The 23,420-nt window shown below is 50.2% G+C and carries 28 protein-coding genes; 10 read left to right on the top strand and 18 right to left on the bottom strand.

Annotated features, from left to right (window positions below; translation table 11 throughout):
* Nucleotide 1 precedes the first annotated feature (1 nt).
* From GJ746_RS11465 to GJ746_RS11410, 12 genes are all read right to left on the bottom strand, one after another.
* Nucleotides 2-754, bottom strand: coding sequence for a phage minor tail protein L (locus GJ746_RS11465; protein WP_154680302.1), 753 nt, complete (start codon nt 752-754; stop codon nt 2-4).
* On the bottom strand, nt 751-1,098 hold the full coding sequence (locus GJ746_RS11460) for a phage tail protein (protein ID WP_154680301.1): 348 nt from the start codon (nt 1,096-1,098) through the stop codon (nt 751-753). Before GJ746_RS11460 ends, GJ746_RS11465 begins: the two co-directional genes overlap by 4 nt.
* 21 nt (nt 1,099-1,119) lie before the next feature.
* Nucleotides 1,120-2,229 (bottom strand): phage tail tape measure protein, encoded by a 1,110-nt coding sequence (locus tag GJ746_RS11455; RefSeq protein WP_154680300.1) that lies wholly within the window; start codon nt 2,227-2,229, stop codon nt 1,120-1,122.
* A gap of 85 nt (nt 2,230-2,314) precedes the next feature.
* The gene (locus GJ746_RS11450) at nt 2,315-2,560 is read right to left on the bottom strand and encodes a DUF1799 domain-containing protein (protein ID WP_227852803.1); all 246 of its coding nucleotides are present in this window, start codon (nt 2,558-2,560) and stop codon (nt 2,315-2,317) included.
* Between the two features lie 62 nt (nt 2,561-2,622).
* The gene (locus tag GJ746_RS11445; RefSeq protein WP_154680299.1) at nt 2,623-2,934 is read right to left on the bottom strand and encodes a phage tail assembly chaperone; all 312 of its coding nucleotides are present in this window, start codon (nt 2,932-2,934) and stop codon (nt 2,623-2,625) included.
* Between the two features lie 72 nt (nt 2,935-3,006).
* Nucleotides 3,007-3,669 (bottom strand): phage tail protein, encoded by a 663-nt coding sequence (locus GJ746_RS11440; protein ID WP_154680298.1) that lies wholly within the window; start codon nt 3,667-3,669, stop codon nt 3,007-3,009.
* A gap of 133 nt (nt 3,670-3,802) precedes the next feature.
* Nucleotides 3,803-4,222, bottom strand: coding sequence for a hypothetical protein (locus GJ746_RS11435; protein ID WP_154680297.1), 420 nt, complete (start codon nt 4,220-4,222; stop codon nt 3,803-3,805).
* Between the two features lie 54 nt (nt 4,223-4,276).
* Nucleotides 4,277-4,819 (bottom strand): glycoside hydrolase family 108 protein, encoded by a 543-nt coding sequence (locus GJ746_RS11430; RefSeq protein WP_154680296.1) that lies wholly within the window; start codon nt 4,817-4,819, stop codon nt 4,277-4,279.
* A gap of 7 nt (nt 4,820-4,826) precedes the next feature.
* Nucleotides 4,827-5,099, bottom strand: coding sequence for a phage holin family protein (locus tag GJ746_RS11425; RefSeq protein WP_154680295.1), 273 nt, complete (start codon nt 5,097-5,099; stop codon nt 4,827-4,829).
* Nucleotides 5,089-5,481, bottom strand: coding sequence for a phage holin family protein (locus tag GJ746_RS11420; protein WP_154680294.1), 393 nt, complete (start codon nt 5,479-5,481; stop codon nt 5,089-5,091). Before GJ746_RS11420 ends, GJ746_RS11425 begins: the two co-directional genes overlap by 11 nt.
* A gap of 77 nt (nt 5,482-5,558) precedes the next feature.
* Nucleotides 5,559-5,921: an antitermination protein gene (locus tag GJ746_RS11415; protein WP_154680293.1), complete on the bottom strand. Its 363-nt coding sequence runs from the start codon at nt 5,919-5,921 to the stop codon at nt 5,559-5,561.
* A gap of 519 nt (nt 5,922-6,440) precedes the next feature.
* A complete protein-coding gene (locus tag GJ746_RS11410) occupies nt 6,441-7,142 on the bottom strand; it encodes a helix-turn-helix transcriptional regulator (RefSeq protein WP_195908861.1) in 702 nt (233 codons plus the stop codon).
* A 477-nt stretch (nt 7,143-7,619) separates the two neighbouring features.
* On the opposite strand from GJ746_RS11410, the gene nifJ reads away from it, so the two are divergent.
* The 5 genes from nifJ to ttcA all read left to right on the top strand — a co-directional run bounded on the left by nifJ (nt 7,620) and on the right by ttcA (nt 14,660).
* Nucleotides 7,620-11,147, top strand: a complete 3,528-nt coding sequence (gene nifJ, locus GJ746_RS11405) for a pyruvate:ferredoxin (flavodoxin) oxidoreductase (protein ID WP_154680292.1) — start codon at nt 7,620-7,622, stop codon at nt 11,145-11,147.
* 354 nt (nt 11,148-11,501) lie between these two features.
* The gene (gene ompC / locus GJ746_RS11400; RefSeq protein ID WP_154680291.1) at nt 11,502-12,650 is read left to right on the top strand and encodes a porin OmpC; all 1,149 of its coding nucleotides are present in this window, start codon (nt 11,502-11,504) and stop codon (nt 12,648-12,650) included.
* 151 nt (nt 12,651-12,801) lie between these two features.
* Nucleotides 12,802-13,014, top strand: a complete 213-nt coding sequence (locus tag GJ746_RS11395) for a KTSC domain-containing protein (RefSeq protein WP_154680290.1) — start codon at nt 12,802-12,804, stop codon at nt 13,012-13,014.
* 81 nt (nt 13,015-13,095) lie between these two features.
* Nucleotides 13,096-13,530: a universal stress protein UspF gene (uspF, locus tag GJ746_RS11390; RefSeq protein ID WP_154680289.1), complete on the top strand. Its 435-nt coding sequence runs from the start codon at nt 13,096-13,098 to the stop codon at nt 13,528-13,530.
* Between the two features lie 194 nt (nt 13,531-13,724).
* Nucleotides 13,725-14,660 carry a tRNA 2-thiocytidine(32) synthetase TtcA gene (gene ttcA, locus GJ746_RS11385; protein ID WP_154680288.1) on the top strand — a complete coding sequence of 312 codons (936 nt, stop codon included), beginning with the start codon at nt 13,725-13,727 and terminating at the stop codon, nt 14,658-14,660.
* A 44-nt stretch (nt 14,661-14,704) separates the two neighbouring features.
* Here ttcA and dbpA read toward each other — a convergent pair whose 3' ends face one another.
* The 3 genes from dbpA to zntB form a co-directional block, all read right to left on the bottom strand.
* Entirely contained in the window at nt 14,705-16,078 is a 1,374-nt protein-coding gene (gene dbpA / locus GJ746_RS11380) for an ATP-dependent RNA helicase DbpA (RefSeq protein ID WP_154680287.1), read from the bottom strand.
* A gap of 19 nt (nt 16,079-16,097) precedes the next feature.
* Nucleotides 16,098-16,283, bottom strand: a complete 186-nt coding sequence (locus GJ746_RS25540) for a hypothetical protein (RefSeq protein ID WP_319933622.1) — start codon at nt 16,281-16,283, stop codon at nt 16,098-16,100.
* Nucleotides 16,284-16,560: 277 nt separating this feature from the next.
* The gene (zntB, locus tag GJ746_RS11375; protein WP_154680286.1) at nt 16,561-17,544 is read right to left on the bottom strand and encodes a zinc transporter ZntB; all 984 of its coding nucleotides are present in this window, start codon (nt 17,542-17,544) and stop codon (nt 16,561-16,563) included.
* 137 nt (nt 17,545-17,681) lie between these two features.
* Between zntB and GJ746_RS25225 the strand changes: the two genes are divergently transcribed.
* From GJ746_RS25225 to GJ746_RS11365, 3 genes are read left to right on the top strand one after another with little or no spacing between them, the layout of a single operon-like run.
* Nucleotides 17,682-18,047, top strand: coding sequence for a hypothetical protein (locus tag GJ746_RS25225; protein ID WP_195908827.1), 366 nt, complete (start codon nt 17,682-17,684; stop codon nt 18,045-18,047).
* Entirely contained in the window at nt 18,017-18,760 is a 744-nt protein-coding gene (locus tag GJ746_RS11370) for a DeoR/GlpR family DNA-binding transcription regulator (RefSeq protein ID WP_154680285.1), read from the top strand. The genes GJ746_RS25225 and GJ746_RS11370 overlap by 31 nt, the downstream gene beginning before the upstream one ends.
* A gap of 16 nt (nt 18,761-18,776) precedes the next feature.
* The gene (locus GJ746_RS11365; protein WP_154680284.1) at nt 18,777-19,844 is read left to right on the top strand and encodes an oxidoreductase; all 1,068 of its coding nucleotides are present in this window, start codon (nt 18,777-18,779) and stop codon (nt 19,842-19,844) included.
* 86 nt (nt 19,845-19,930) lie between these two features.
* Here the strand turns inward: GJ746_RS11365 and umuC are convergent, their stop codons facing one another.
* Together umuC and umuD are read right to left on the bottom strand one after the other, a co-directional pair.
* Nucleotides 19,931-21,196: a translesion error-prone DNA polymerase V subunit UmuC gene (gene umuC, locus GJ746_RS11360; protein WP_154680283.1), complete on the bottom strand. Its 1,266-nt coding sequence runs from the start codon at nt 21,194-21,196 to the stop codon at nt 19,931-19,933.
* The gene (gene umuD, locus GJ746_RS11355; protein WP_154680282.1) at nt 21,196-21,618 is read right to left on the bottom strand and encodes a translesion error-prone DNA polymerase V autoproteolytic subunit; all 423 of its coding nucleotides are present in this window, start codon (nt 21,616-21,618) and stop codon (nt 21,196-21,198) included. Before umuD ends, umuC begins: the two co-directional genes overlap by 1 nt.
* Nucleotides 21,619-21,902: 284 nt before the next feature.
* Here umuD and GJ746_RS11350 point away from each other — a divergent pair, with 284 nt between their 5' ends.
* Complete coding sequence (locus GJ746_RS11350; protein WP_154680281.1) at nt 21,903-22,097, top strand: hypothetical protein; 195 nt, start codon at nt 21,903-21,905, stop codon at nt 22,095-22,097.
* 161 nt (nt 22,098-22,258) lie between these two features.
* On the top strand, nt 22,259-22,456 hold the full coding sequence (locus tag GJ746_RS11345; RefSeq protein ID WP_154680280.1) for a hypothetical protein: 198 nt from the start codon (nt 22,259-22,261) through the stop codon (nt 22,454-22,456).
* Between the two features lie 376 nt (nt 22,457-22,832).
* On the opposite strand, the gene GJ746_RS11340 is transcribed toward GJ746_RS11345, so the two are convergent.
* Nucleotides 22,833-23,021: a cold-shock protein gene (locus tag GJ746_RS11340; protein ID WP_154680279.1), complete on the bottom strand. Its 189-nt coding sequence runs from the start codon at nt 23,019-23,021 to the stop codon at nt 22,833-22,835.
* Nucleotides 23,022-23,420: the final 399 nt, after the last annotated feature.

Raw genomic sequence — 23,420 nt, 5'->3', positions numbered from 1 at the left:
ATTAGCTCCGAATTAAAGAGGTACCGGGGAAGCCACCAAAAGGCAGTTCGTTATCTTCGCCAAAGCGTAATTTACAGGCTGACAAGGTGCCGTTACAAACATCCTGCGCCGGGTCGGTAACAGGGACATTATTTTTATCAAAATATCGCTGGCCGTTATAATCACACCCATCGCCGCTGCGGTATTTGTTTCTGATGCACCAGGTACAGATGGAATGCAGCTGGCGGGTTGGGATCATTATTCCTTGTAAATCCATCGGGCTGGCAAGAGTGAACTCAATAACTTCATTCGTTTCCTCACTTTTAGCATCGATAAAATAGACCTTTCTTTTTTCCTGCGTGGGATCGGCCGTTGCATTACCTTCAGGGAAATTACGTGCATCGAGATATTTCGCCAGGGTATCGTGGACTGTCACCTTCGCCTGAACCAGATCATCGTAATACAGGCACAGGGCGGTAATCGAAGCGTCAATATTTGCCACCTTAAGAGATGGCTGAGCGTCCCGACCGGCGGTAGTAGACTCGATACCATCAATAATGCACGGCCACGGCATATATTCATTGCCCTGCCACCAGATTGATTTTGCAGGCAAACGAGTTTCATCTCCTCCCGCAGCCAGAATTTCAGCCTCGCTATGGGCGAGGCTGTGTCCGTGGAAATATAAGATATCATCCATTCCAAAGACGCTGCCATCAATCTCCAGTAAACGTATTTCATTCCCTGGTTCAAGTTTTTGATAATCAGCTGTAATCATGGTGCATATGCCTGGTTAAATGTGGCGGTTACCGTCATTACCTGACTGGATAATGGCGAAAGCTTTAATGAGTCGGGGCTGACACGATAAAGTCCCGATTCACCCGTTGGTGAATTCCAGATAAACGACTTCGTGACATGGCGGCGCATAAACTCGAGTATCGCTAATATCTCTTCTTTTTCTCCGGTCAATGTCACCGGCCAGCTTTGTTTTTCAAAATTCAGGCCATCGCCCACGACCTGCTGATATCCGTCGGCGAAACGAGCTTCGCGCACGGTGAAATTAAAATCTCCCTGCAGACCCGCTTGTATTTGCGTTGGCCAGGAAAACGTTTCTATTGCCATATCTTCTCCGGGATTAAAAAGTTAACGTCCGTGGTTCGCATTCCAGATAAGGCCGCCAGGCCTCAATTCATTCGCCACACCCGCGCGAACTGAGCGGTCTATCGTCTGCTGCCATGCGCGATTTAGCGCGCCGTTATTGTCCGTCGCCTGCGGTTCTGTGCTCTGGTTTTGAATAAGTACGGAAGTCTGAACGGTGAGTGGTCCTGAGCCTGAAGACCCCAGTCCCTGCATTAATGCCGTTCCTACGTAGCCTCCCCCTGCATACCCCTGAGCGCCGCGCATCATGGCATAAAGGTTGCCAATACCAATTGCCGCGGTGGCTTCTTTGGTAAAAACAAATTCCCCGCCGTGGACAATCCCTTTTGGCTCATATTTACCGCCGTCTCCGGTATATCCACCCGCAGAGTGACCCATAAAAATTTTACCGATGGATGAAATCCAACCAATACCGGAATTCGACATCGCGTTGAAGGAAGCCTCCATGGCTTTTACCAGCATTAGTTGGCTCAGCATTTTCAGCGTCCCTTTCAGGAAGGTCATCAGGAAATCATTAAAGTTCGCCTTTCCTGTAGTGATATATTCCACCAGCGAGTTTCCCATTGAGCTAAAAGCATCTTTGGCTAATTCTTTAAGCTTGCCGTGAACATTTTTCCCGTCCTCGAGGAATTTGTCCCATGCCTCTTTGGCCCCTGCTATTAAACCTCCGAGCCAGTCGCTCTTACTCCCTTTCTGATTATGATCGCCGGGACTCGCTTCTGGCTCTACGCCTGACTGGAAAACTTTTGCCGTATTACCGAGCTCAAAGTTTGACGTGCTATCCATTCCTGTTAATGAATCCCAGTAACTTTTAGGACCTGATGTTATATTGTAGGTCTCCTCCTCAGACTTCTTGATCATCTCCTGAAGTATTGATCCCATTCTGGCTGGAGGGAGCGGTAGCGTCTGCATTAACCTCTTCAGGCTATCCGTATGCTTTTTCTGTATATCGGTTGCGCCACGAAAAGTCTTATTAAACTCTTCACTTTTACGGTTGGCGACAGTTACTTTCTGTTGATATTTATCCAGAAGCTGGATGTTTTTTTCCAGCTCACTGTTATTCATGCGCAGCGTCATTGTTGTATCACTCGCCATTGACTCTCTCCTGAAAGAATAAACCAGGCTGTAGCCTGGCTTAGTTTGATTAATAAATAGAACATACTCCCGCTGAAAGTCCTGACTAGTTGTGAAGTTTATTCAGGATATTTAATGCCACCCGTTCCATTACCTGAAGATCGTTTATTGCGGTTACCTCGTCAGCTACATCGTAAACCTTCATGAGCCATGCGAGGACATTGTAATCCAGACCGATGACCCCACCCGGGCTGGTGCGCCACTGCGTGCTGGCCGCACGAAAGACGACAAACGCGGGCCAGATATCAGGCCAGACGTTGATAATAACGTCATCATAGTCTTCGGCTGTCAGACCGAATGCGCTCAGCTCATCCGCTGATGGTTCAGGCGTATAGAATGCCGAGGCAACCGCAATCAGTTTTTTTCACGATTCCCCGTCAGTTCCTGATAATAAGTGGTCATGATTGCTTTAACCGCCCCTGGATAGTTATCTACCAGTACCCCAATATTTTCTCGCGTACAGGGTTCAGATAATGCCCAGTCGTCGACGATCTCCAGTAAAAAATCACTGACCGTTTTCTCGTCAATACTTTCAAGTTCTGCCAGTTCCTTTATTGGCCGATGCTTAAATGTAAAATTCAGTACTCCGTCTTCTTCACCAGCACGGGGAATAACAACATCAGCTTTAAAAACCGGTTTAGGTTGTAATTTGAAAATGGCGCTCATAAATACCCTTTAAAAAAGGCCCCCGCAGGAGCCCGATCGAATTTAATTTATGTTCTGCAGATAAGGAAAATATTAATCTTCTGATTTATAGAAGGTAATATCCCGCGAGTGAATGGAAAACGCGACTTGTACAGTTTCAACACTATTCACGGCCGTCACCGGCTGCGGATCGAATGACGGAACACCGGACCAATAGCGATACTCTTTCGCATTAGGAACAAACATGCGTAGCGGTAAAACCTGGCCATAGCGATCCGCCATGCTCAACACGTTGTAGATCGGTAAAGAAGCATCATGGGCTAACGTGAAGGTTTGATTTTTTGCCGCCTTGAAGGTGCCAATATTACGCTGGCGATCGTCTGCCAGAAACTGTACCTGTGCATACTGCTGTTCACCACCTGACTGCGCGACTTCGGTAATCTGTGGAATTTCAGTCCATTCAGTGATTTTCTGTAACTTTCCGCCGCCAGCATGAGCAGGGAAAAAATTGCGATCGCTGGAGTTAATAACCGAAATGGTCACGCTATTGGTTGTTTGCGCAGTGATTCTGGCAACTAAACCATCGATGATTCCCCAGCCCGAAGAAATAAGTACAACATCATCAACCTTAAGGTTATGATTTTCCGCAACGCTAAAAACGGCGCCTTCAGCATTGGAAACCGCACTTACCGAAACCGGATTACTCAGGCCGGAGCCAACAAAAACGGTTGAGCCATTAGGCAGAGCAAAAGCCATAATAATATCTCCATTATTGATATTTAAATATTTGAATGTAATTTATAAAAAGAAAAGCTTGTTTAATTATGACTTATTGTTATGCGTTATCGTGATTACGCTTTAAAACCAAAGTCATTTCCCTGGTAATTTTTCAGGCGTCCGTGGAGCTACCGTTCTGTAATACGCTATCAGGCATACGTTTTGTCACCGGCTCATTTTCAAAAATCTTCATTCCATACTGGCCAATCCAGGTTGCGTTTTGGTTGATGTTACCGGAAATGAAATCCATAACTTCCACCATGAGCTCCTGAATTAAAATAGCAGAATTATCACGCCACCAGGTTTCGATAGCTGCAAGAAGAGGATCGGAGCCATTAGCAATAAATTGTTCACCAATACTATAGTTTTTCGTTCTGGTTTCATCAGTAATACAATGCAGCTTACTGATTTGTAGAATTTCCGCCGATGGCCCCATGGTTTGCACGGTGAGCGTTGCAATTTTATTGCCGGTTTCCTCAGCAATGGCCGATGAGTAAAACATTGAGAGGGTTAAATCATTTGATGTATACATATTCTATGTCTCCAGATTTCGATTATGAACTTATTAAATTAGTAATACAGTAAATTACATAGATACTCGCATTCTCAACCAACCATATATAAATGATTCATTGGCAGCTCTTCTTTCAGCTAACTCCAGATAATACTGGCCCTGGCTACAGTTTAATCCTCGCAACAGGACAAGCTCGCCTTCACTCCCCCTGCGAATAAGATAATGATTCAGGGCATTTAAGCTTCGGGGACCAATAACACCATCAATAATGAGATCGGGATAAAGTACTCCGCGATTATTAAAAGCATTTAGCCAGCGTTGAAGCCATTTGCCTGGTTGAGAAGGTCCCATATTGACACCGGCATCACACAGTTTGTCAGCGATTGCGGTAGATATCTCAGCCACCTGATCGAACCGGGGCGCAATCCAGTAGTCAGCGTGAAGAATATCCAGCGCCTGCTGGCGCGTCAGTTTTCGCATATCACCATCATAACCATGAGCCCGGGCGGTCGCCTGAGTAACTCCCCAATTCGTCGGGCCGCCTCTATCATCAGGATGATTTACATAACCGCCCTCCTTATCCAATATGGCATTAAAAATATCATCTTTACTCATACATACCTCATTTATCGATTAAATGTGCAATATTTCCCTTAACCAGGAATACCGCAATAAAGACAAAAAAATTAACTATGACCACCAGCCAATGCGTCGATTCATACAAGCCGAAGAGATAGCGAAAAGGTATGCTGGCATAGGTTATTACCAGTAAATAAGCTGTGTATGATATCCATGGACGATATGTTCTGTCCTGGACTCGTCGATAAAACATCAAATTCACGGTAATAAAAAAACAGAGAACTGAATTAATTAGCGCAGGAAGGTTACTTTCCATTCGAACGCCCATTATTATTGCGGGTTAATATTTTATACAGGTCGGTCAGCTCTTGATTATTCAGAAAGGTCAGTATCTTAATAATTAGTGCTGAGAGCAGTACAGCGCCTAAAGCGTCTAAAGGCCTTTCATTATACCCTGTCCAGGATGCCAGTTTAGTACCAATTAACCCGGCCCCAAGAACGCCGACAATAAAAGAAGTAATGAAATAGGCAGCCAGTCTAAAACGCGGGATATTGACTGCCGTCGCCACATAAAATACAGCGCCAGCAAAAGCCCCAAACACCACGCCATAATCAATACCTGTTACCAACCCAAACATACCAGCTCCCATTAATCCACCAGCAACAAATGCCGACGTACCGGAAACAGGATCGGACATTTACCCTCCTTTCTTTCATTTTATTTTTTGGTGATTAATCACGAAACGCAGCGTAATGCCTGATATCACCACCACTTTTACCTCGCCGTAATTTTCTTTCTTTTTTGCAGACCAAGCGCATAAATTGCTCTGTGGCACAGATATGTTCCTGGCTCAATATAACGATGAGCAAACTCTTGTTGGTAAATGAGAGTTGCGCGCAAAATCTGACGTTTATATTCTTCCCGGTGCCAAAAAACATCCTGAGCAATAAATTTAATCGGCAGCGCATCCTCAATACGCTCAGGCGTATAATGTTTCCCCTTCGCCTGTATCTGAGCGCGACAAGGTGTTGGCCGGTGAATGAAATCTGAACTGAGGGCTGCCGAATTTTGTAAGTGCGAGCGCTGTGCGCGGCGTCTACCCGCCGCGGAACCATTAAACGGCGTTTTACGGGACATGGCGACCTCCTTAGTGAGCTTTGGCGGTGGTTCATCGGAATCGCAGGTAACTCTCCTGCTGCCCAATGGCCTCACCCCAAAGCGCATTGCCTGGTGGCGCTGGCTTTTCAGCCACGTAGATTCATCCCTGAATCGTTGTATTCATCATCAAGATGGTGGTACGCATCAAGCTGACGAAACAAATGATACCCAAAGGTAATCTAAAAATAAATACCTGTAGGTATATTTTTAAGATAATAAATGCAACTCATTGAAATGAAATGGTATTTTTTCAATACGCTGGAAAGTGGTTAAAACGAAGGAGACAAGGATGGTTGGGAACTGGGAACTGGGAACTGGGAACTGAGAACTGAGAACTGAGAACTGAGAACTGAGAACTGAGAACTGAGAATGTCAGGATGATCGAACGATCCCGCCGATATGCCCCTACATACGGGCAGCATACCTGCGGGAATTTAATCAGCTAAATAAGCACCGATACCTGAAAGCAGATGGCGTGTCCGGGATTATGCGGCGTATTTAAACGAAACGTTTGACGCTATGGCTATAAATAACGCGCCCAATAATCTTCAGATATTGTTCATGGCTTTCGCCAATCGTCCAGTCCGCATACTTGCTGTTATCGGAGTGAACCAACAGACCATCCGCCGTAAACTGAAGACGCTTCACCAGAACGGCACCTTTAAAAGAAAAGACATAAATACCGTCACCTTCAAAGTAATCTTTTGAAACATCAATAAAAATGTAATCCCCGGTCTCAATGGTTCCAGACATGCTATCGCCGGATACGGTGATCACTTTGATATGTTCAGCGGGTCTATTACCAAAAAGTCTCAGCGCGCCTACGGAGTCATAGGTAATACTGCTGACCGTCTCATCAACCTCACTTGAGACTATGCAACCCGGTCCCGCGCTGGCCTGCGCATCCAGAACCTCAATCACATAGTTCATCTGAGGAGAATCCTCCACCGGCTCTTTTTCAACATCAACATTCCCGGTGATACCGTCCATCCATCCGCGGGGCAGATTGAACGAAGACTCAATAAGTTCGACCATTTCGTCAGCTATCCTTTTCTTTTGCTTCTTGCCTTCGGGGTAGAGCATCCTTGAAACATAGGAAGGCTCCCGGCCAATTGTACGGGCTACATCAATAGCTTTACCACCGCATAAATTATCACGGATCCAGAGCAAGCGCTGCCTTCTGATTTCGTATTTGTCCATAGCCATTATTGTTACGCCATTTACCATCAGGTATCCAAAATATAGCAAAACTCCATTAAATTACCTATAGGTTATAAAAAAATCCTGCAACGGATCGTGTGGCGCGGAACGACCGACAACATTGCTACTTATGGAAAAATGGCGCCCCCGATTTTGGTGTAGGGTAACGTTCATACGTGAACGCCCGAGTAATAAGTTGAATTAATTTATTTAAATTATGGATTTTGTAGCCACCGGAGATCAAAAAACCATCTTTCTCTGGCGTCTATACTTAAGCGGTCAGTCACCAACAAGGTAGTCCTGCCGCCAGCAGACGGGTAACGCATCACCCGTGAATGGCAGGAGAAAAATGAATTTATAAGATACCGGAGTACTTACGCTAATGCGGGTTCCCGGGCACACATGAGCGAGTGTTCAGGTTGCATTACTGAGCATTAAAACATCATTTATCAAAAATTTAGCAATGTGAGTATTTATATGATCACTATTGACGGTAATGGCGCGGTCGCTTCTGTCGCGTTTCGCACCAGTGAAGTTATCGCCATCTACCCGATTACCCCCAGCTCCACCATGGCTGAACAGGCGGACGCCTGGGCTGGTAACGGACTGAAAAACGTCTGGGGCGATGTTCCGCGCGTGGTCGAAATGCAGTCGGAAGCAGGGGCAATCGGTGCCGTACACGGCGCGCTGCAAACCGGCGCCCTCTCGACCTCCTTTACTTCATCGCAGGGTTTGCTGCTGATGATCCCGACGCTGTACAAACTGGCAGGCCAGCTGATGCCGTTTGTTCTGCACGTCGCCGCCCGTACCGTAGCCACCCACGCGCTCTCTATCTTTGGCGATCACTCTGACGTGATGGCCGTACGCCAGACCGGCTGCGCGATGCTTTGCGCCAGTAGCGTTCAGGAGGCGCAGGACTTTGCTCTGATTTCGCACATTGCCACCCTGCAAAGCCGGGTACCGTTTATTCATTTCTTTGATGGTTTCCGCACTTCTCACGAAATCAACAAAATCGCTCCGCTGGCCGACGATACTATTCGCAGCCTGCTACCGCAGGATAAAATCGACGAACACCGCCAGCGAGCCCTTAACCCGGAGCATCCGGTGATCCGCGGTACTTCAGCTAACCCGGATACTTATTTCCAGTCACGTGAAGCAACGAATCCATGGTATGACGCGGTCTACGAGCATGTTGAAACAGCGATGGACGATTTCGCTGCCGCTACCGGACGTAAATACAAACCCTTTGAGTTCTACGGGCATCCTCAGGCCGAACGCGTTATCGTGATTATGGGCTCCGCTATTGGTACCTGTGAGGAAGTGGTGGATGAATTACTGGGCCGCGGTGAAAAAGTCGGCGTACTGAAAGTTCGTCTTTACCGCCCCTTCTCTGCTGCGCATTTGCTGGACGTTCTGCCGCAAAGCGCCCGGGCGGTGGCGGTGCTGGATCGCACCAAGGAACCCGGCGCTCAGGCAGAACCGTTATATCTTGATGTGATGACCGCGCTGGCGGAAGCCTTCAACCGCGGCGAACGAGAAACCCTGCCGCGTACCATCGGCGGTCGCTACGGTCTCTCGTCAAAAGAGTTCGGTCCGGAGTGCGTCCTGGCTATCTTCAACGAACTGAACGCCGCCAAACCAAAACCGCGCTTTACCGTTGGCATTTACGACGACGTTACCAACCTGTCCCTGCCGCTGCCAGAAAATTCCCTGCCGTCGGAAGCAAAGCTGGAAGCCCTTTTCTACGGGCTCGGCAGTGACGGTAGCGTCTCAGCCACCAAAAACAATATCAAAATTATTGGTAACTCAACGCCGTGGTTCTCACAGGGCTATTTTGTCTATGACTCGAAAAAAGCCGGCGGCCTGACCGTTTCCCATCTGCGCGTTAGCGAGAAGCCGATTCGTTCTTCTTATCTGATTTCGCAGGCGGATTTCGTCGGCTGTCATCAGCTGCAGTTTATCGATAAATATCAGATGGTTGAGAGGCTGAAGCCTGGCGGCATATTCCTGCTTAACACACCGTACAGCGCCGACGAAGTCTGGTCGCGTCTGCCGCAGGAAGTCCAGGCTACCCTGAATAAGAAAAAAGCACGTTTCTTTATCGTCAACGCGGCAAAAATTGCCCGCGAATGCAGCCTCGGCGCGCGTATTAATACCGTTATGCAGATGGCATTTTTCCATCTGACGCAGATCCTGCCGGGCGATAGCGCGCTGGCGGAACTACAGGGCGCGATTGCCAAAAGCTACAGTAGCAAAGGCCAGGAGCTGGTGGAGCGTAACTGGCAGGCGCTGGCCCTCGCGCGCGAGTCGCTGGCCGAAGTACCGCTGCGGCAGGTGGACGCCAGCAGCCCGAACCGTCCGCCGGTCGTCTCCGACGCCGCGCCGGATTTCGTCAAAACCGTAACCGCCGCAATGCTGGCCGGACTCGGCGATGCGCTTCCGGTTTCCGCTCTGCCGCCTGACGGCACCTGGCCAATGGGCACCACCCGTTGGGAAAAACGTAACATCGCCGAAGAGATCCCAATCTGGAAGGAAGAGCTTTGCACCCAATGTAACCACTGCGTTGCCGCCTGCCCGCACTCGGCAATCCGCGCTAAAGTGGTCTCCCCGGAAGCCATGGAAAACGCGCCGGCCAGCCTGCACTCTCTGGACGTCAAATCCCGCGATATGCGCGGCCAGAAATACGTTCTGCAGGTTGCGCCGGAAGATTGCACCGGCTGTAATCTTTGCGTCGAGGTTTGCCCGGCAAAAGACCGGCAGAACCCGGAAATCAAGGCCATTAATATGATGTCGCGCCTTGAACATGTTGAAGAAGAGAAGGTGAATTATGACTACTTCCTCAAGCTACCGGAAATAGATCGCAGCAAGCTGGAACGTATCGATATCCGTACCTCGCAGCTGATAAGCCCGCTGTTCGAATACTCCGGCGCCTGTTCCGGCTGCGGCGAGACGCCCTATATCAAGCTGCTGACTCAGCTCTACGGCGACCGCATGCTGATCGCTAACGCAACCGGCTGTTCATCAATCTATGGCGGCAACCTCCCTTCCACACCGTACACTACCGATGCCAATGGTCGCGGTCCGGCATGGGCCAACTCGCTGTTCGAGGATAACGCCGAATTTGGCCTCGGCTTCCGTCTCACCGTCGACCAGCACCGGCAACGCGTTATGCGTCTGCTGTCGCAGTTTGCCGATAAGCTTCCGGCCGAGCTCAACGCCGCTCTCCATGCGGAAGCAACGCCTGAGGCGCGCCGCGAACAGGTGGCCGAGCTACGCAATGTGCTGGCAAATGAAGAAGGTGCGAAGGAGCTGTTGACCGACGCCGACGCGCTGGTCGAGAAATCGATCTGGCTGATAGGCGGCGATGGCTGGGCCTATGATATCGGCTTCGGCGGCCTTGACCACGTCCTGAGCCTGACCGAAAACGTCAATATTCTGGTGCTCGATACCCAGTGCTACTCCAACACCGGCGGCCAGGCATCGAAAGCCACCCCGCTGGGGGCAGTCACTAAGTTCGGCGAGCACGGCAAGCGTAAGGCGCGTAAAGACCTCGGGGTCAGCATGATGATGTACGGCCACGTGTATGTTGCGCAGATCTCGCTGGGCGCGCAGCTCAACCAGACGGTAAAAGCGATTCAGGAAGCGGAAGCTTATCCGGGGCCATCGCTGATTATCGCCTACAGCCCCTGCGAGGAGCATGGTTACGATCTGGCCCTGAGCCACGATCAGATGCGCCAGCTGACCGCCACTGGATTCTGGCCGCTGTACCGTTTCGATCCACGTCGTGCCGATGAAGGTAAGCTCCCACTGGCGCTGGACTCGCGTCCGCCATCGGATGCGCTGGCAGAAACGCTACTGAACGAACAGCGATTCCGTCGTCTGAACGCGCAACAGCCGGAGGTAGCGGAACAGCTGTGGAAGGATGCGGCTGCGGATCTGCAAAAACGCTATGACTTCCTTGCACAGCTGGCCGGTAAGGCGGAAAAACCAGCAGCCGAAAGTTAACCGGTCGACGTTTTTCTGGAATATAAAAAAAGCCCGAATATTAATTCGGGCTTGTCATTTTACCGTCCAATAAAAACCATTCTCAGGAACGAACAGCAACATTAATTTTCAGGTGACAATAAAAGGCATATAACGGCCGGATAATACGACATTAAAACCGGCATGTATAATTTTTATTTTATATATTTCCCGCAAACCCATTCATTGCAATTATCATCATTTCCTTCGAATTATTTATTTTAGATTTTACTTATATCGTAACAATTGATATTTACCATATATTAATTTGCTCCTTTAGCATGAGTTCACTTCCCCGGAGGAAGCTAAAACAAAAACCGCTAAAGGATTATCTAAATGAAAAGAAAAGTACTGGCCCTCGTTATACCAGCATTATTAGCTGCTGGCGCTGCTCACTCCGCTGAGATTTATAATAAAGATGGCAATAAACTGGACCTCTATGGCAAAGTAGATGGCCTGCATTATTTCTCTGATGATAATAACTCTGATGGCGATCAGACTTATGTTCGCTTTGGTTTCAAAGGAGAAACCCAGATTAACGATCGCATAACCGGTTACGGTCAGTGGGAATATAACGTCCAGGCAAACAATACCGAAAGCTCAGGCGATCAGGCGTGGACCCGTCTGGCGTTTGCCGGCCTGAAATTCGCTAACTATGGTTCATTTGATTATGGTCGTAACTACGGCGTACTGTACGACGTTGAAGGCTGGACCGATATGCTGCCAGAGTTCGGCGGCGATACCTACAGCAAAGCGGATAACTATATGACCGGCCGCGCAAACGGCGTTGCCACCTACCGCAACAGCGATTTCTTCGGCCTGGTCAACGGCCTGAATTTTGCCCTGCAGTATCAGGGTAAAAATGAAAATCAGTCCAGCCACGAGTATCAGGAAGGCACCGCGAACAGCAATGGCCGTAACGTTAAAAACGCTAACGGTGACGGCTTCGGTATCTCCTCCTCTTACGATCTGGGCATGGGCATAAGCGCTGCGGCGGCCTATAGCTCTTCTGACCGAACCAATGAGCAGACCCACGCTTCTACGGCAGGAGGCGATAAAGCAGACGCATGGACTGCGGGTTTAAAATATGATGCCAACAGCATCTACCTGGCGACCATGTATTCTGAAACCCGCAATATGACCCCATATGGCAATAACAGCGATACTATCGCCAATAAAACACAAAACGTTGAAGTGACGGCGCAGTACCAGTTCGACTTCGGCCTCCGTCCGGCAATCTCTTATCTGCAGTCTAAAGGTAAGGATCTGGTTATGCAGGGCAATGCGGCTAATCCGGCAGGAAATACTGGCGATAAAGATCTGGTTAAATATGTCGACATTGGAGCAACTTATTACTTCAACCGCAATATGTCCACCTATGTTGATTACAAAATCAACCTGCTGGACGACGATGATACTTTCTACAAAGACAACGGCATATCTACAGATAATGTCGTAGCATTGGGCCTGGTGTATCAGTTCTGATGTTGCAGCCCGCTGGCGACGGCGGGCTTACTTGCTCTCGCCTATGACCGCTACATTCAAAACAAAACAATATATCTATTAGCCTAAAACAATCATCCAATGAATGATATATTGTTAACAGGAAAAGCCGTAGCCGTAGAGGACGCCAGCCATGCACCATCATCCTGTTAAATCATCCCGAATCACCTCCGTCGCCTACGATGAATCCTCCGGCATTCTTGAAATTCGCTTTCGCGATAACAAAACGCTGCAATATATCGGCGTTCCGGCGCGTATTTTCCGCGATTTTCTACAAGTTGTTTCGAAAGGCCGTTTTTACGATGGCGTTATTAAAGGTAAATTTACCGAACGCCGCCGCGCCTGATAGCGAAAATGTGACTGGGTTCAATGTACATTCATCTCCTGGATGGCCTACACTTTAAGTGGTTACTTACCAGGAGGTTTTATGAACAGAATGATTCTTGTGCCCATCGATATTTCCGATACAGAATTAACTGAACGCGTTATCAAGCACGTTGAATCTGAAGCCAGAATCGATGATGCCGAGGTGCATTTCCTGACCGTCATTCCCTCCCTTCCCTATTACGCTTCGCTGGGAATGGCCTACACCGCAGAGCTACCGGCGATGGATGACCTGAAAGCCGAATCGGAGTCGCGGCTGAAAGAGATTGTGAGCAAGTTTACTATTCCTGAAGACCGTATCCATCTTCACGTTTCAGAGGGCTCGCCGAAAGACAAAATTCTCGCAATGGCGAAGTCTCTCCCCGCCGATCTGGTGATTATTTCTTCGCACCGTCCCGATATCACCACCTATCTGCTGGGCTCTAACGCCGCCGCAGTTGTCCGCCATGCGGAATGTTCGGTGCTGGTCGTGCGCTAATCCCCGCTCAGCCCGCCGTTCGGCGGGCTTTTATCTTTATAACCCGTCGGGCTTATTTAACCTTAAATGTGCTGACATTCCCTTCGCTAATCCGTACCATACACGCCACATGCTACGCACCAGCAGAAAGCCATGAGATTGCTGGCAGAACGCGAGCTCTTCTGATGCCACACTATGAATTGAGCCATTATTAAATGCTGCAGAATCAAGAAATTAGCAAGAAAGAAAAATACAATATCGACAAATTGCAGAAGCGCCTGCGCCGTAACGTCGGCGAAGCAATCGCCGATTTTAATATGATTGAAGATGGCGACCGCATTATGGTTTGCCTCTCCGGCGGTAAAGACAGCTATACCATGCTGGAGATTTTGCGCAATCTGCAAAAAAGCGCCCCCATCTCTTTCTCGCTGGTAGCGGTCAACCTCGATCAAAAACAGCCGGGCTTTCCGGAGCATATTCTGCCGGAATATTTAGAGCAGTTGGGCGTTGAATATAAGATTGTTGAAGAAAATACCTACGGTATTGTTAAAGAGAAAATCCCGGAAGGCAAAACCACCTGCTCGCTCTGCTCACGTCTGCGTCGCGGCATTCTTTATCGCACCGCCACTGAGCTGGGTGCGACCAAAATCGCCCTTGGCCACCACCGTGACGACATTTTACAAACCCTGTTCCTGAACATGTTCTACGGCGGAAAGATGAAAGGTATGCCGCCGAAGCTGATGAGCGACGATGGTAAACATATCGTTATTCGTCCGCTGGCTTACTGCCGCGAAAAAGATATTGAACGTTTCTCTCAGGCGAAAGGTTTCCCGATTATTCCGTGCAACCTGTGCGGCTCGCAGCCAAACCTTCAGCGTCAGGTGATTGCCGATATGCTGCGCGACTGGGACAAACGCTATCCGGGACGCATCGAAACCATGTTCAGCGCGATGCAAAACGTGGTGCCTTCCCATCTTAGCGATGTAAACCTGTTCGACTTTAAAGGTATTAAACACGGCTCTGAAGTCGTTGACGGCGGCGACCTGGCCTTCGATCGCGAAGAGATCCCGATGCAGCCAGCCGGCTGGCAGCCCGAAGAGGATGACGCGCAGCTGGATGAACTGCGCCTGAACGTAGTCGAAGTAAAATAAGGACTTCGCGTCTCAGGAGCTCGCCTGAGACGCGTTTTTCACGCTTATTTCAGCAAACGAACCCGGCAGGCTTTACCTTTAATTTTCCCGTTTTGCAGCTGCTTAAACGCTTTATGCGCCACGCCCTGACGAACGGCGACGTAGACATGCGCCGGATGGACATTGATCTTGCCGATGTCCGCGCCATTAAGACCAATATCTCCAGTTAACGCCCCCAGCACATCGCCCGCGCGCATCTTGGCCTTTTTACCGCCATCAATACACAGGGTGACCATTTCTGCCTGTAGCGGCGCAATGGCGCCAGACGTCGGCCCGCTGACCCAGTTCAGCTTTATTTGCAGCATCTCAGCGAGAATATTCGCACGCTGCGCCTCTTCCGGCGCGCAGAGGCTGATCGCCAGACCGCTTTCGCCAGCGCGCGCGGTACGGCCAATACGGTGTACGTGAACTTCAGGATCCCAGGCCAGTTCATAGTTCACCACCAGCTCCAGCGACTTAATATCTAACCCACGAGCGGCAACGTCTGTCGCCACCAGCACCCGCGAGCTGCCGTTAGCAAAACGCACCAGCGTCTGGTCGCGATCGCGCTGTTCAAGATCGCCATGCAGCGATAGAGCACTCTGCCCGGCGGCGTTCAGAGAATCGCAGACGGCCTGACAATCCTTTTTAGTATTGCAGAACACCACGCAGGAAGCGGGTTGATGCTGACTCAGCAACTTTTGCAGCAGCGCGATTTTGCCATGCTGCGAGGTTTCAAAAAACTGCTGTTCGATAGCCGGTAGCGCATCAACGGCATCAATTTCAATGGTCTGCGGATGGTTCTGTACCCGGCCGCTAATCGCCGCTATCGCTTCCGGCCAGGTGGCGGAAAACAGCAGCGTCTGGCGCGAAGCCGGCGCAAAACGGATCACTTCATCAATGGCGTCGCTGAATCCCATATCCAGCATGCGGTCTGCTTCGTCCATCACCAGAGTTTGCAGAGCATCCAGCGATACCGTGCCCTTTTGCAGGTGATCGAGCAAACGCCCCGGCGTCGCGACGATAATATGCGGCGCGTGCTGTAACGAGTCGCGCTGAGCGCCAAAAGGCTGGCCGCCGCACAGGGTTAAGATTTTAATGTTCGGCAGGAAGCGCGCCAGGCGACGCAGCTCACCCGCGACCTGATCCGCCAGCTCGCGCGTCGGACACAATACCAGCGACTGGGTCTGGAACAGTGAGGCATCAACGTGCTGAAGTAGCCCGAGGCCAAATGCCGCCGTTTTACCGCTGCCGGTTTTTGCCTGCACGCGTACATCTTTACCCGCAAGAATAGCGGGCAAAGCCGCCACCTGAACGGGGGTCATCGCAAGATATCCGAGTTCATTCAGGTTGGTTAGCTGGGCGGCAGGCAAAGCATTCAGAGTTGAAAAAGCGGTCACAATTTTTTCTCGCATTACATTAAAGGGCGGACAATCTGCTGGCGCGTATCCTCGCAGATCTCCGCTCCCGATGCGACAATTTAATCGGCTCATCTTCAGGCGGCGGATCGGGTAAGGGCCGCGGGCGGGGTTTGGGATCGTGAACAGGTACCGGATCGTTAGGCTCCGGTGGGATAGGTATTGAGTTCAACGGTTGATAACGCATATTGACTCCCGGTTATGGGCGGGTACACCAATTAAGCGTAGAAGCTGAGAAACAGAGCGCAAAAAAAAGCCGACTCATCAAAGTCGGCGTCGTACGAATCAATTGTGCTATGCAGTAATTCAAAAAAGGAAGTAAGACAATATGGAGCGCAACGCCCATCGCTTGACGTTGCATTCACCTGCGAGAGAGATATTGCCCTGAATGGGTAGATGGTTTATTGATTTCGCTCAAACATTACCGGGTTTTCATCTTCCTCATGGCGACAAAAGACGATTCTTTACAACCATTTACTACGATGCAACCACCATGTAACACCCCCGATGAGAACGACTAACATTATGCAGAAAATAGTAAACCCCATATGCCAGCTGTTGCCGGGAATGCCGCCAAGGTTAACGCCGAACAGGCCGGTCAAAAAAGTGCTGGGTAGAAAAACCATCGCCATCAGCGACATGGTATAGGTTCGTCGCGATAGCGACTCCTGCATAATCTGCGCGATTTCATCGCTCATTATCGCCGTGCGAGCGATACAGCTATCAATCTCATCAAGGCCACGCCCCAGACGTTCGGCAATATCCTGCATCCGTCGCCGATGGTCGTCCGTCATCCACGGCAAACGCTCGCTGGCAAGTCTTGCATAAACATCGCGCTGTGGCGCCATATATCGGCGCATGACGATGAGCTGTTTACGCAGCAGCGCCAGAAAGCCGCGCGGCGGCACCTGCTGATCCAATAAATCATCTTCCAGATCGATAATCCTGTCGTGAAGCTGTTCGATAAACTCGCTGGAGTGGTCGGTCAGCGCATCACAAACCTCCACCAGCCAGCCGCCGCCGTCAACCGGCCCCGTTCCCTCACGTAAATCGCCCAGTACATCATCCAGCGCCAGCACCTTGCGCTGCCGGGTAGAAACAATTAAGCGCTCATCCATATACAGACGCATCGCGACCAGCTGGTCTGGCCGCTCATCGGTACTGCCATTAATGCAGCGCAGCGTAATCAACGCCCCATCGCCAATTCTTGTTACTCGCGGGCGAGTGCTTTCTCCGGACAACGCATCACGCACGTTATTGGGCAATAGCGGGGTGGATGCCAGCCATTCCGCACTATCGACATGGGTATAGTTGAGATGCAGCCAGCAAGGATGTTCTTTATCCACGATGTCGCTATCATCCAGCGGCTTTACTCCGCCCTGCCCGTCTAACAGCCATGCAAAAACGGCATCCGGTACGTTCAGTTCCGATCCCTTAATAGCGTCCACTGGACCTCCGTTAACTCATGCACATTTTCGTAGTCTAGCTTTACGCAACGGTTACGCAAGAGCTAATCAGGGCATGCTGCTGAATTCAATAGTGAAAAATGAGCCATCTGAAATAAAGAACCCGCCGGCGGCGGGTCATGGATATGCTTTGCGATACTGTGTCTAACCTGCAATATCATCCGCCGCCATACGCTGGGCTGGCGGGGCTGCAGGCTAGCGGGAGCCGTTCATTTTTTCTCTTCTGCGTATTGACGAGCGCTGTCGTGCAAATGGGTACACATGCTTTTATCCTCCATCTTATAGGCAGAATAAAGATAGATGAGAATTTACGCTTTGCAAATGTATCAAAAGCTGCCGTTGCCGCAGGCCCGGAGGACAAACGGTATGCCCCGCTTCGCCGGGCCATTTTGATTTCTTTTCCCGCAAAATGCTGTATTATGCGGTTTATTGCAGTATTTTGCGGAATTAAGAAATGCATAAAACGGCCAGACAAAAATACCTGATTGATATTCTTACTGAAAAAGGTCAGGTCACCATCAGCGAGCTGGTAGATAAACTGCAGGTTTCTGCGGACACTCTGCGCCGCGACCTTAGCGACCTGGAAAAACAGGGGCTCGCCCAGAAAAACCACGGCGGCGCCATCGCGCTCAATCTCTCGCTCATGAACCGCCAGAACCGGAATACGCTGCTCCCGGATACCAAACAGCGTCTGGGTAAAATGGTGGCGGAAAAGATCCCCTGCGGCTCGACGCTATTTCTTGATGCGGGAAGTACCGTTTTCGCCGTCGCCGCCCAGATACAGGGGCCAATGACGGTGATAACCACCTCTTTAGATATTGCCCAGCACTGCAGCGCACGCCCGGATATTCAACTTATTTTGCTGGGTGGCAAATGGGATATGCAGCAGCGCTTGTTCGCAGGCAACGCCACGGTGTCGCTGCTGGAACGCTATCGGGCGGATATCGCCATTCTCGGCGCCTGCGCGCTCCATGCCGATCTCGGCCTCAGCGCCAGCCAGGAAGCGGACGCTGAGGTCAAGCGGGCCATGCTGGCGGCCAGCGCAGAGCATTGGCTGGTTGCCGATCATATGAAACTGAATCACTGCGAGCCCTGGCTGGTTGCCGGGCTTGCCGATATTCATCAACTCTTTCTCGACCGGCCCTGGGAAGAATTGAAAGATAACGGCTCAATCCAACTCAATATCGCTGAAGCTTAATAATGCGGAGATGCTTATGACTAACGGTAAGAATATTAATATTGCCCTGATCGGCTACGGCTTCGTTGGCAAAACTTTCCATGCCCCGCTGATCCAGTCCGTCGACGGGCTAAATCTGGCGATTGTCGCCTCGCGCGATGAAGAGAAAGTAAAACGCGATCTGCCGGACGTCACCGTCATCGCATCGCCAGAAGAGGCCATTCGGCATCCCGATATCGATCTGGTGGTCATCGCCTCGCCTAACGCCACCCACGCTCCGCTTGCCCGCATAGCCTTAAACGCCGGTAAACATGTCGTTGTCGACAAACCATTTACCTTAGATATGCAGGAAGCCCGCGAACTGATTGCGCTTGCGGAAGAGAAACAGCGGGTGCTGTCAGTGTTCCATAACCGTCGCTGGGACAGCGATTACCTGGGAGTAAAGCAGGTTATCGAACAGGGACTCATCGGCAAGGTTAAACATTTCGAGTCACATTTCGACCGATTCCGTCCGGAAGTGCGCGTCCGCTGGCGGGAGCAGAACGTACCGGGCAGCGGCCTGTGGTTTGATTTGGGTCCGCATCTGATCGACCAGACACTGCAGCTGTTCGGTCTGCCGCAGTCGGTGCAGGGAAATATTGCGACCCTGCGTGAAGGAGCGGAAATCAACGACTGGGCGCACGTGGTCCTGAACTACCCCCAGCATAAAGTGGTTCTGCACTGCAGTATGCTGGTGGCGGGTGGCGTATCGCGCTTCACCGTCCATGGCGATAAAGGCAGCGTAGTCAAACAACGCGCCGACCAGCAGGAGAGCCAGCTGCTGGCGGGCGTGGTGCCGGGCAGCGAAAGCTGGGGCTACGATGATGATAGCCTGGTGGTATTTGATACCAATCTACAGTCTCGCGAAATCCGCACGCCAAAAGGCGATCAGCGCCAGTACTACATTCACGTTCGCGATGCGCTAACCGACAAAATCAGCAACCCGGTGTCGCCATTAGAGGCGCTGGCCGTGATGGCGGTGCTGGAAGCTGCGGTGAAATCGGCCGAAAGCGGAACGACGCAAACTTTAGCGCTGACCGAAGATGAACTGACGGCCCTGAAATAAGCGGCGGGTAGCCGTCATCGGGAAAACGGCCTGCGAAGTTCCCGCTGGCGCTGCCTGAACGGATGACATCTTTGCTTCATGCCAGCCTACAGTTTCACCCGTAGTAAATCACTGAACCGGGTGGTGTAGGCTGGCGACAGCATATGCCGTTTCATCTCCCAGCGACGTTCTATCCCCTGTCCGGCAAACCAGAGCTGGCCTTTTTCCCGCCGGTTAACGGTATCAAGGACCGTCATAAGTCGTTCGCTATTCGCTCGCGGGCGATAATCGTCAAACAGGCTTAGCTGAGCCACTCCCTGGCTGAAGAAATCCCCCAGCATCACGCCGCACTTTTGATATCGGTATCCCTCCCGCCAGATGGTATCCAGGCATTTTACCGCCGCAGCGACAATATCCCGGCTATCCTGCGTCGGAATAAGTATTTTCGTACCGGCATCATTGCCGTAATAGGTTTCATTACCCACAAAGGGGCTGGTTTTAACAAAGGCGGATACATAGCGGCAGTACTGGTGCTCCGCGCGCAGTTTCTCCGAGGCGCGAACCGCATGGCTGCATATTGCTTCACGCATCGGCCCGTATTCGCTGACCTTCTGGCTAAATGAGCGCGAGCAGATGATTTGCTGTTTCGTCGGCATATACTCTTCCAGCTCAAGACAGGCCTCGCCGCGCAGCTCCCGCACGGTGCGCTCCATCACCACGCTGAAATGTTTTCTGATCAGCGAAGTGGGCGTCCCGGCAAGTTCAAGAGCCGTTGTAATCCCCATCTCGTTGAGCTTTTTCGCAATACGTCGCCCCACTCCCCAGATTTCACCGACGGCAACTTTCTCCAGCAGTTTCTTCTGCCGGACCGGTATAGAGAGATCGACAACGCCCTCGAATTTCGGCCATCTTTTTGCCGCGTAGTTAGCCAGCTTAGCCAGCGTTTTCGTTGGCCCGATCCCTACCCCCACCGTCAGGCCGGTACACTGCAATAATGTGCTGCGCACATGACGACCAAAGGCCTCAAGCTCTTCAGAACGATGGATCCCGCTCAGATTCACGAACGCTTCATCAATGGAATATTGATAAACCGCCGGGGTCAGCTCTTCGAGAAGCGTCATTACACGATTAGACATATCGCCATAAAGAGCGTAGTTGCTGCTAAATACCGCCACCTGATGGCGCGCAAACTGTGATTTCACTTTGAAGTACGGCGTGCCCATGGGGATATCCAGCAGTTTAGCCTCGTGATTTCGGGCAATCACGCAGCCGTCGTTGTTGCTTAACACCACGACGGGACGTCCACGTAAATCAGGACGGAAAACCGTTTCACAGCTGGCATAAAATGAATTCACATCCACCAGGGCAAACATTAGCGAAGCTTGTTAATGCTGAAAGTGACGACCCCAAAAATCTCCAGATCTTCACCGTCGTTGTGCAGCACAATTGGCGGAAAATCCGGGTTCATCGGCAAAAGCTGCATAACAGGATGCATACACAGTCGCTTAACCGTGTATTCGCCGCCAACTGAGGCAATGATGATATCGCCATGCTTCGCTTTCAGGCCGCGATCCACCACCAGAAGAGTTCCTTCATAAATGCCGGCATCAACCATCGACATCCCCGTGGCCATGACAAAATAGGTTGCCGCAGGATGGCTGATACAAAGTTCATTGAGGTCTATCCTCTTCTCAATGTAATCCTGCGCCGGGCTGGGAAACCCACATTGCACATAATCGCTAAATAGCGGGATCGACACGATCTGACGCAATTCAACCGGTTTGTAGAACATCATAATAGACTCACTCGTGAATACTGTATTTATATACAGTATCAATGATTCGCCGAGGTTTTCAAGTCGCCAGTCAAGCATTGGCGCGAAGGTGTTGAAGTTGCGGTAAATTTAGCGTGCGGGCTTGCATGGCGCTGAACTGGCGAGCTTCTCTCCCTACGTATTAAGGATGGTTTGGTACTGCACGCTGGATATTTCCCCTAATTGGGAGGAGGATAGAATCAGGTGTTGCGCTCTTTGCCCATAACTTGTTGTTATCTGTCCGACATACTGAACTGGAGATTCATATGTATTACATGTCAGGAGACATCACTCTCCACTTTTATCGTTATCAGTGCCGTTTTTATGTCGCTCATTGGGACGGAGGGCATGTGATGACGGAGAAGTTCAGGCCGTTTGTTGCTTCTATCACTGAGAAAACGGGTATCGATGAAAAGAGCGTCGAGGCGGCGGCGCGGGACTACTTCAATAACGTTGACTAAGAATGTACGCAATACCATCGCTATCAGCAGATTTATAGCGATGGTTACCGCGGGTTTGCAAACAAGCTGAAAACGCAAATGCAAAGCCGTGTCACACGCTCGTAAAACAAAGCCTGTAAGATAGAGCCCGGAAGCCACCAACGCTAAAACGAGGTGAAGAAATGGGAACAGTAAAAGCCAACAATCTGGAACAGGCACAGCAGCTTCTTCAGTCCGCTGACGCGATTAAAATCGAGCTGAATTTCGAGCTCGACTCTGATGAGTTTTTTAATTTTGCTATTGAGTACTGTACTAATGGGACGAAGCTTACGCGCGTCGACGATCGCTTCGTTATTTCTCGCAAGAAAGTCGTGAAGTAGCCAGGCGGTTATCTCCTGCTATTTCCAGATCACAGAAGCATTCGTTTTTTAGCTTCTGTGATGGTCGCCATCACAGTAATCATGCCCTGCTGAATAACGGGGGAAGATCTATTTCGCTGTCTGCGCGACGAAATGGCCGTAATAACCAGCTGAAAAAACTAATACCGCTGATTTTTGCGATTTCCCGTCTGAGAACTCCCTGAGCGTATTGCATAAAGATGGCCTGGCGCGGCATTTTTTCACGTCAGGCCATCTTAGAAAGGCATGACGTTATTTAAATTCATCAAAAACTAAAAGGCTACCCGCAGGCAGCCTCGTCACCAAATGGTAAAACGTTACTTTTAGACGATCAAGGCTCCTTTCAGGAGCCGCTACGCTACTTGCGTAATTCCAGCGATGCTGCGTTTCTGGAAATAGACGGTGCAATATTATCAAATGTAATCATTGCCGATTTACAAAAAATGCATTTCGCACCAAACGGATTTTTTTCAGAAACATCGTAACTTGATGTTCTGTACTGTGACCCATGGCAGCATGGGCATCTGAAATGAATGTGGTCAATCATGATGTTAGCCTCTTTTTGCTACAACATTCTCTACCGCAGGGACATCTGGCCATAATTCACAGAAAACACCTTCCCGGGCTTTCTGTAACAGCGCGGAGCGCTGCTCTGAATGGTTGAGAATAACAATGACATCATTGTCATTACTTCTTATAGATACATCTGAAGCTCGCTTCAGACCTTACTCTATTACTGCACCAGCGATTTTTTAATGTTGTTCGATTCTTAATTTGCCCTCAGGGCACGTAATGTTTGGTAAATTTCAATAACAATAGTTGCGTGCATTGCGAATATCGACATCTCATATGCACTATTTTTTACGCTCAACGGGGATAGCAAAACTCCCGCTTTCAATACCACCGTTTGCGTCAGCTTCTGGCCTGTCTACTCGGGTTTAGACCG

The organism is Klebsiella oxytoca (assembly GCF_009707385.1).
Taxonomy (GTDB): domain Bacteria; phylum Pseudomonadota; class Gammaproteobacteria; order Enterobacterales; family Enterobacteriaceae; genus Klebsiella; species Klebsiella oxytoca_C.
The sequence above is the reverse complement of the archived record's forward strand: the minus strand, read 5'-3'. Positions and strand labels throughout refer to the sequence as shown.

Bases quoted from the DNA above. Each gene is read 5' to 3' on its own strand.
- GJ746_RS11460 (WP_154680301.1), bottom strand. From the start codon at position 1,098: ATGGCAATAGAAACGTTTTCCTGGCCAACGCAAATACAAGCGGGTCTG.
- GJ746_RS11365 (WP_154680284.1), top strand. From the start codon at position 18,777: ATGACTAACGGTAAGAATATTAATATTGCCCTGATCGGCTACGGCTTC.
- GJ746_RS11415 (WP_154680293.1), bottom strand. From the start codon at position 5,921: ATGTCCCGTAAAACGCCGTTTAATGGTTCCGCGGCGGGTAGACGCCGC.
- GJ746_RS11370 (WP_154680285.1), top strand. From the start codon at position 18,017: ATGCATAAAACGGCCAGACAAAAATACCTGATTGATATTCTTACTGAA.
- GJ746_RS11465 (WP_154680302.1), bottom strand. From the start codon at position 754: ATGATTACAGCTGATTATCAAAAACTTGAACCAGGGAATGAAATACGT.
- GJ746_RS11440 (WP_154680298.1), bottom strand. From the start codon at position 3,669: ATGGCTTTTGCTCTGCCTAATGGCTCAACCGTTTTTGTTGGCTCCGGC.
- nifJ (WP_154680292.1), top strand. From the start codon at position 7,620: ATGATCACTATTGACGGTAATGGCGCGGTCGCTTCTGTCGCGTTTCGC.
- umuC (WP_154680283.1), bottom strand. From the start codon at position 21,196: ATGTTTGCCCTGGTGGATGTGAATTCATTTTATGCCAGCTGTGAAACG.
- GJ746_RS11340 (WP_154680279.1), bottom strand. From the start codon at position 23,021: ATGATTGACCACATTCATTTCAGATGCCCATGCTGCCATGGGTCACAG.
- GJ746_RS11410 (WP_195908861.1), bottom strand. From the start codon at position 7,142: ATGGACAAATACGAAATCAGAAGGCAGCGCTTGCTCTGGATCCGTGAT.
- GJ746_RS25540 (WP_319933622.1), bottom strand. From the start codon at position 16,283: ATGCGTTATCAACCGTTGAACTCAATACCTATCCCACCGGAGCCTAAC.
- umuD (WP_154680282.1), bottom strand. From the start codon at position 21,618: ATGATGTTCTACAAACCGGTTGAATTGCGTCAGATCGTGTCGATCCCG.
- GJ746_RS25225 (WP_195908827.1), top strand. From the start codon at position 17,682: ATGGATATGCTTTGCGATACTGTGTCTAACCTGCAATATCATCCGCCG.
- GJ746_RS11455 (WP_154680300.1), bottom strand. From the start codon at position 2,229: ATGGCGAGTGATACAACAATGACGCTGCGCATGAATAACAGTGAGCTG.
- GJ746_RS11430 (WP_154680296.1), bottom strand. From the start codon at position 4,819: ATGAGTAAAGATGATATTTTTAATGCCATATTGGATAAGGAGGGCGGT.
- GJ746_RS11420 (WP_154680294.1), bottom strand. From the start codon at position 5,481: ATGTCCGATCCTGTTTCCGGTACGTCGGCATTTGTTGCTGGTGGATTA.
- GJ746_RS11425 (WP_154680295.1), bottom strand. From the start codon at position 5,099: ATGGAAAGTAACCTTCCTGCGCTAATTAATTCAGTTCTCTGTTTTTTT.
- GJ746_RS11395 (WP_154680290.1), top strand. From the start codon at position 12,802: ATGCACCATCATCCTGTTAAATCATCCCGAATCACCTCCGTCGCCTAC.
- GJ746_RS11435 (WP_154680297.1), bottom strand. From the start codon at position 4,222: ATGTATACATCAAATGATTTAACCCTCTCAATGTTTTACTCATCGGCC.
- GJ746_RS11345 (WP_154680280.1), top strand. From the start codon at position 22,259: ATGGGAACAGTAAAAGCCAACAATCTGGAACAGGCACAGCAGCTTCTT.
- GJ746_RS11350 (WP_154680281.1), top strand. From the start codon at position 21,903: ATGTATTACATGTCAGGAGACATCACTCTCCACTTTTATCGTTATCAG.
- ttcA (WP_154680288.1), top strand. From the start codon at position 13,725: ATGCTGCAGAATCAAGAAATTAGCAAGAAAGAAAAATACAATATCGAC.
- uspF (WP_154680289.1), top strand. From the start codon at position 13,096: ATGAACAGAATGATTCTTGTGCCCATCGATATTTCCGATACAGAATTA.
- GJ746_RS11445 (WP_154680299.1), bottom strand. From the start codon at position 2,934: ATGAGCGCCATTTTCAAATTACAACCTAAACCGGTTTTTAAAGCTGAT.
- ompC (WP_154680291.1), top strand. From the start codon at position 11,502: ATGAAAAGAAAAGTACTGGCCCTCGTTATACCAGCATTATTAGCTGCT.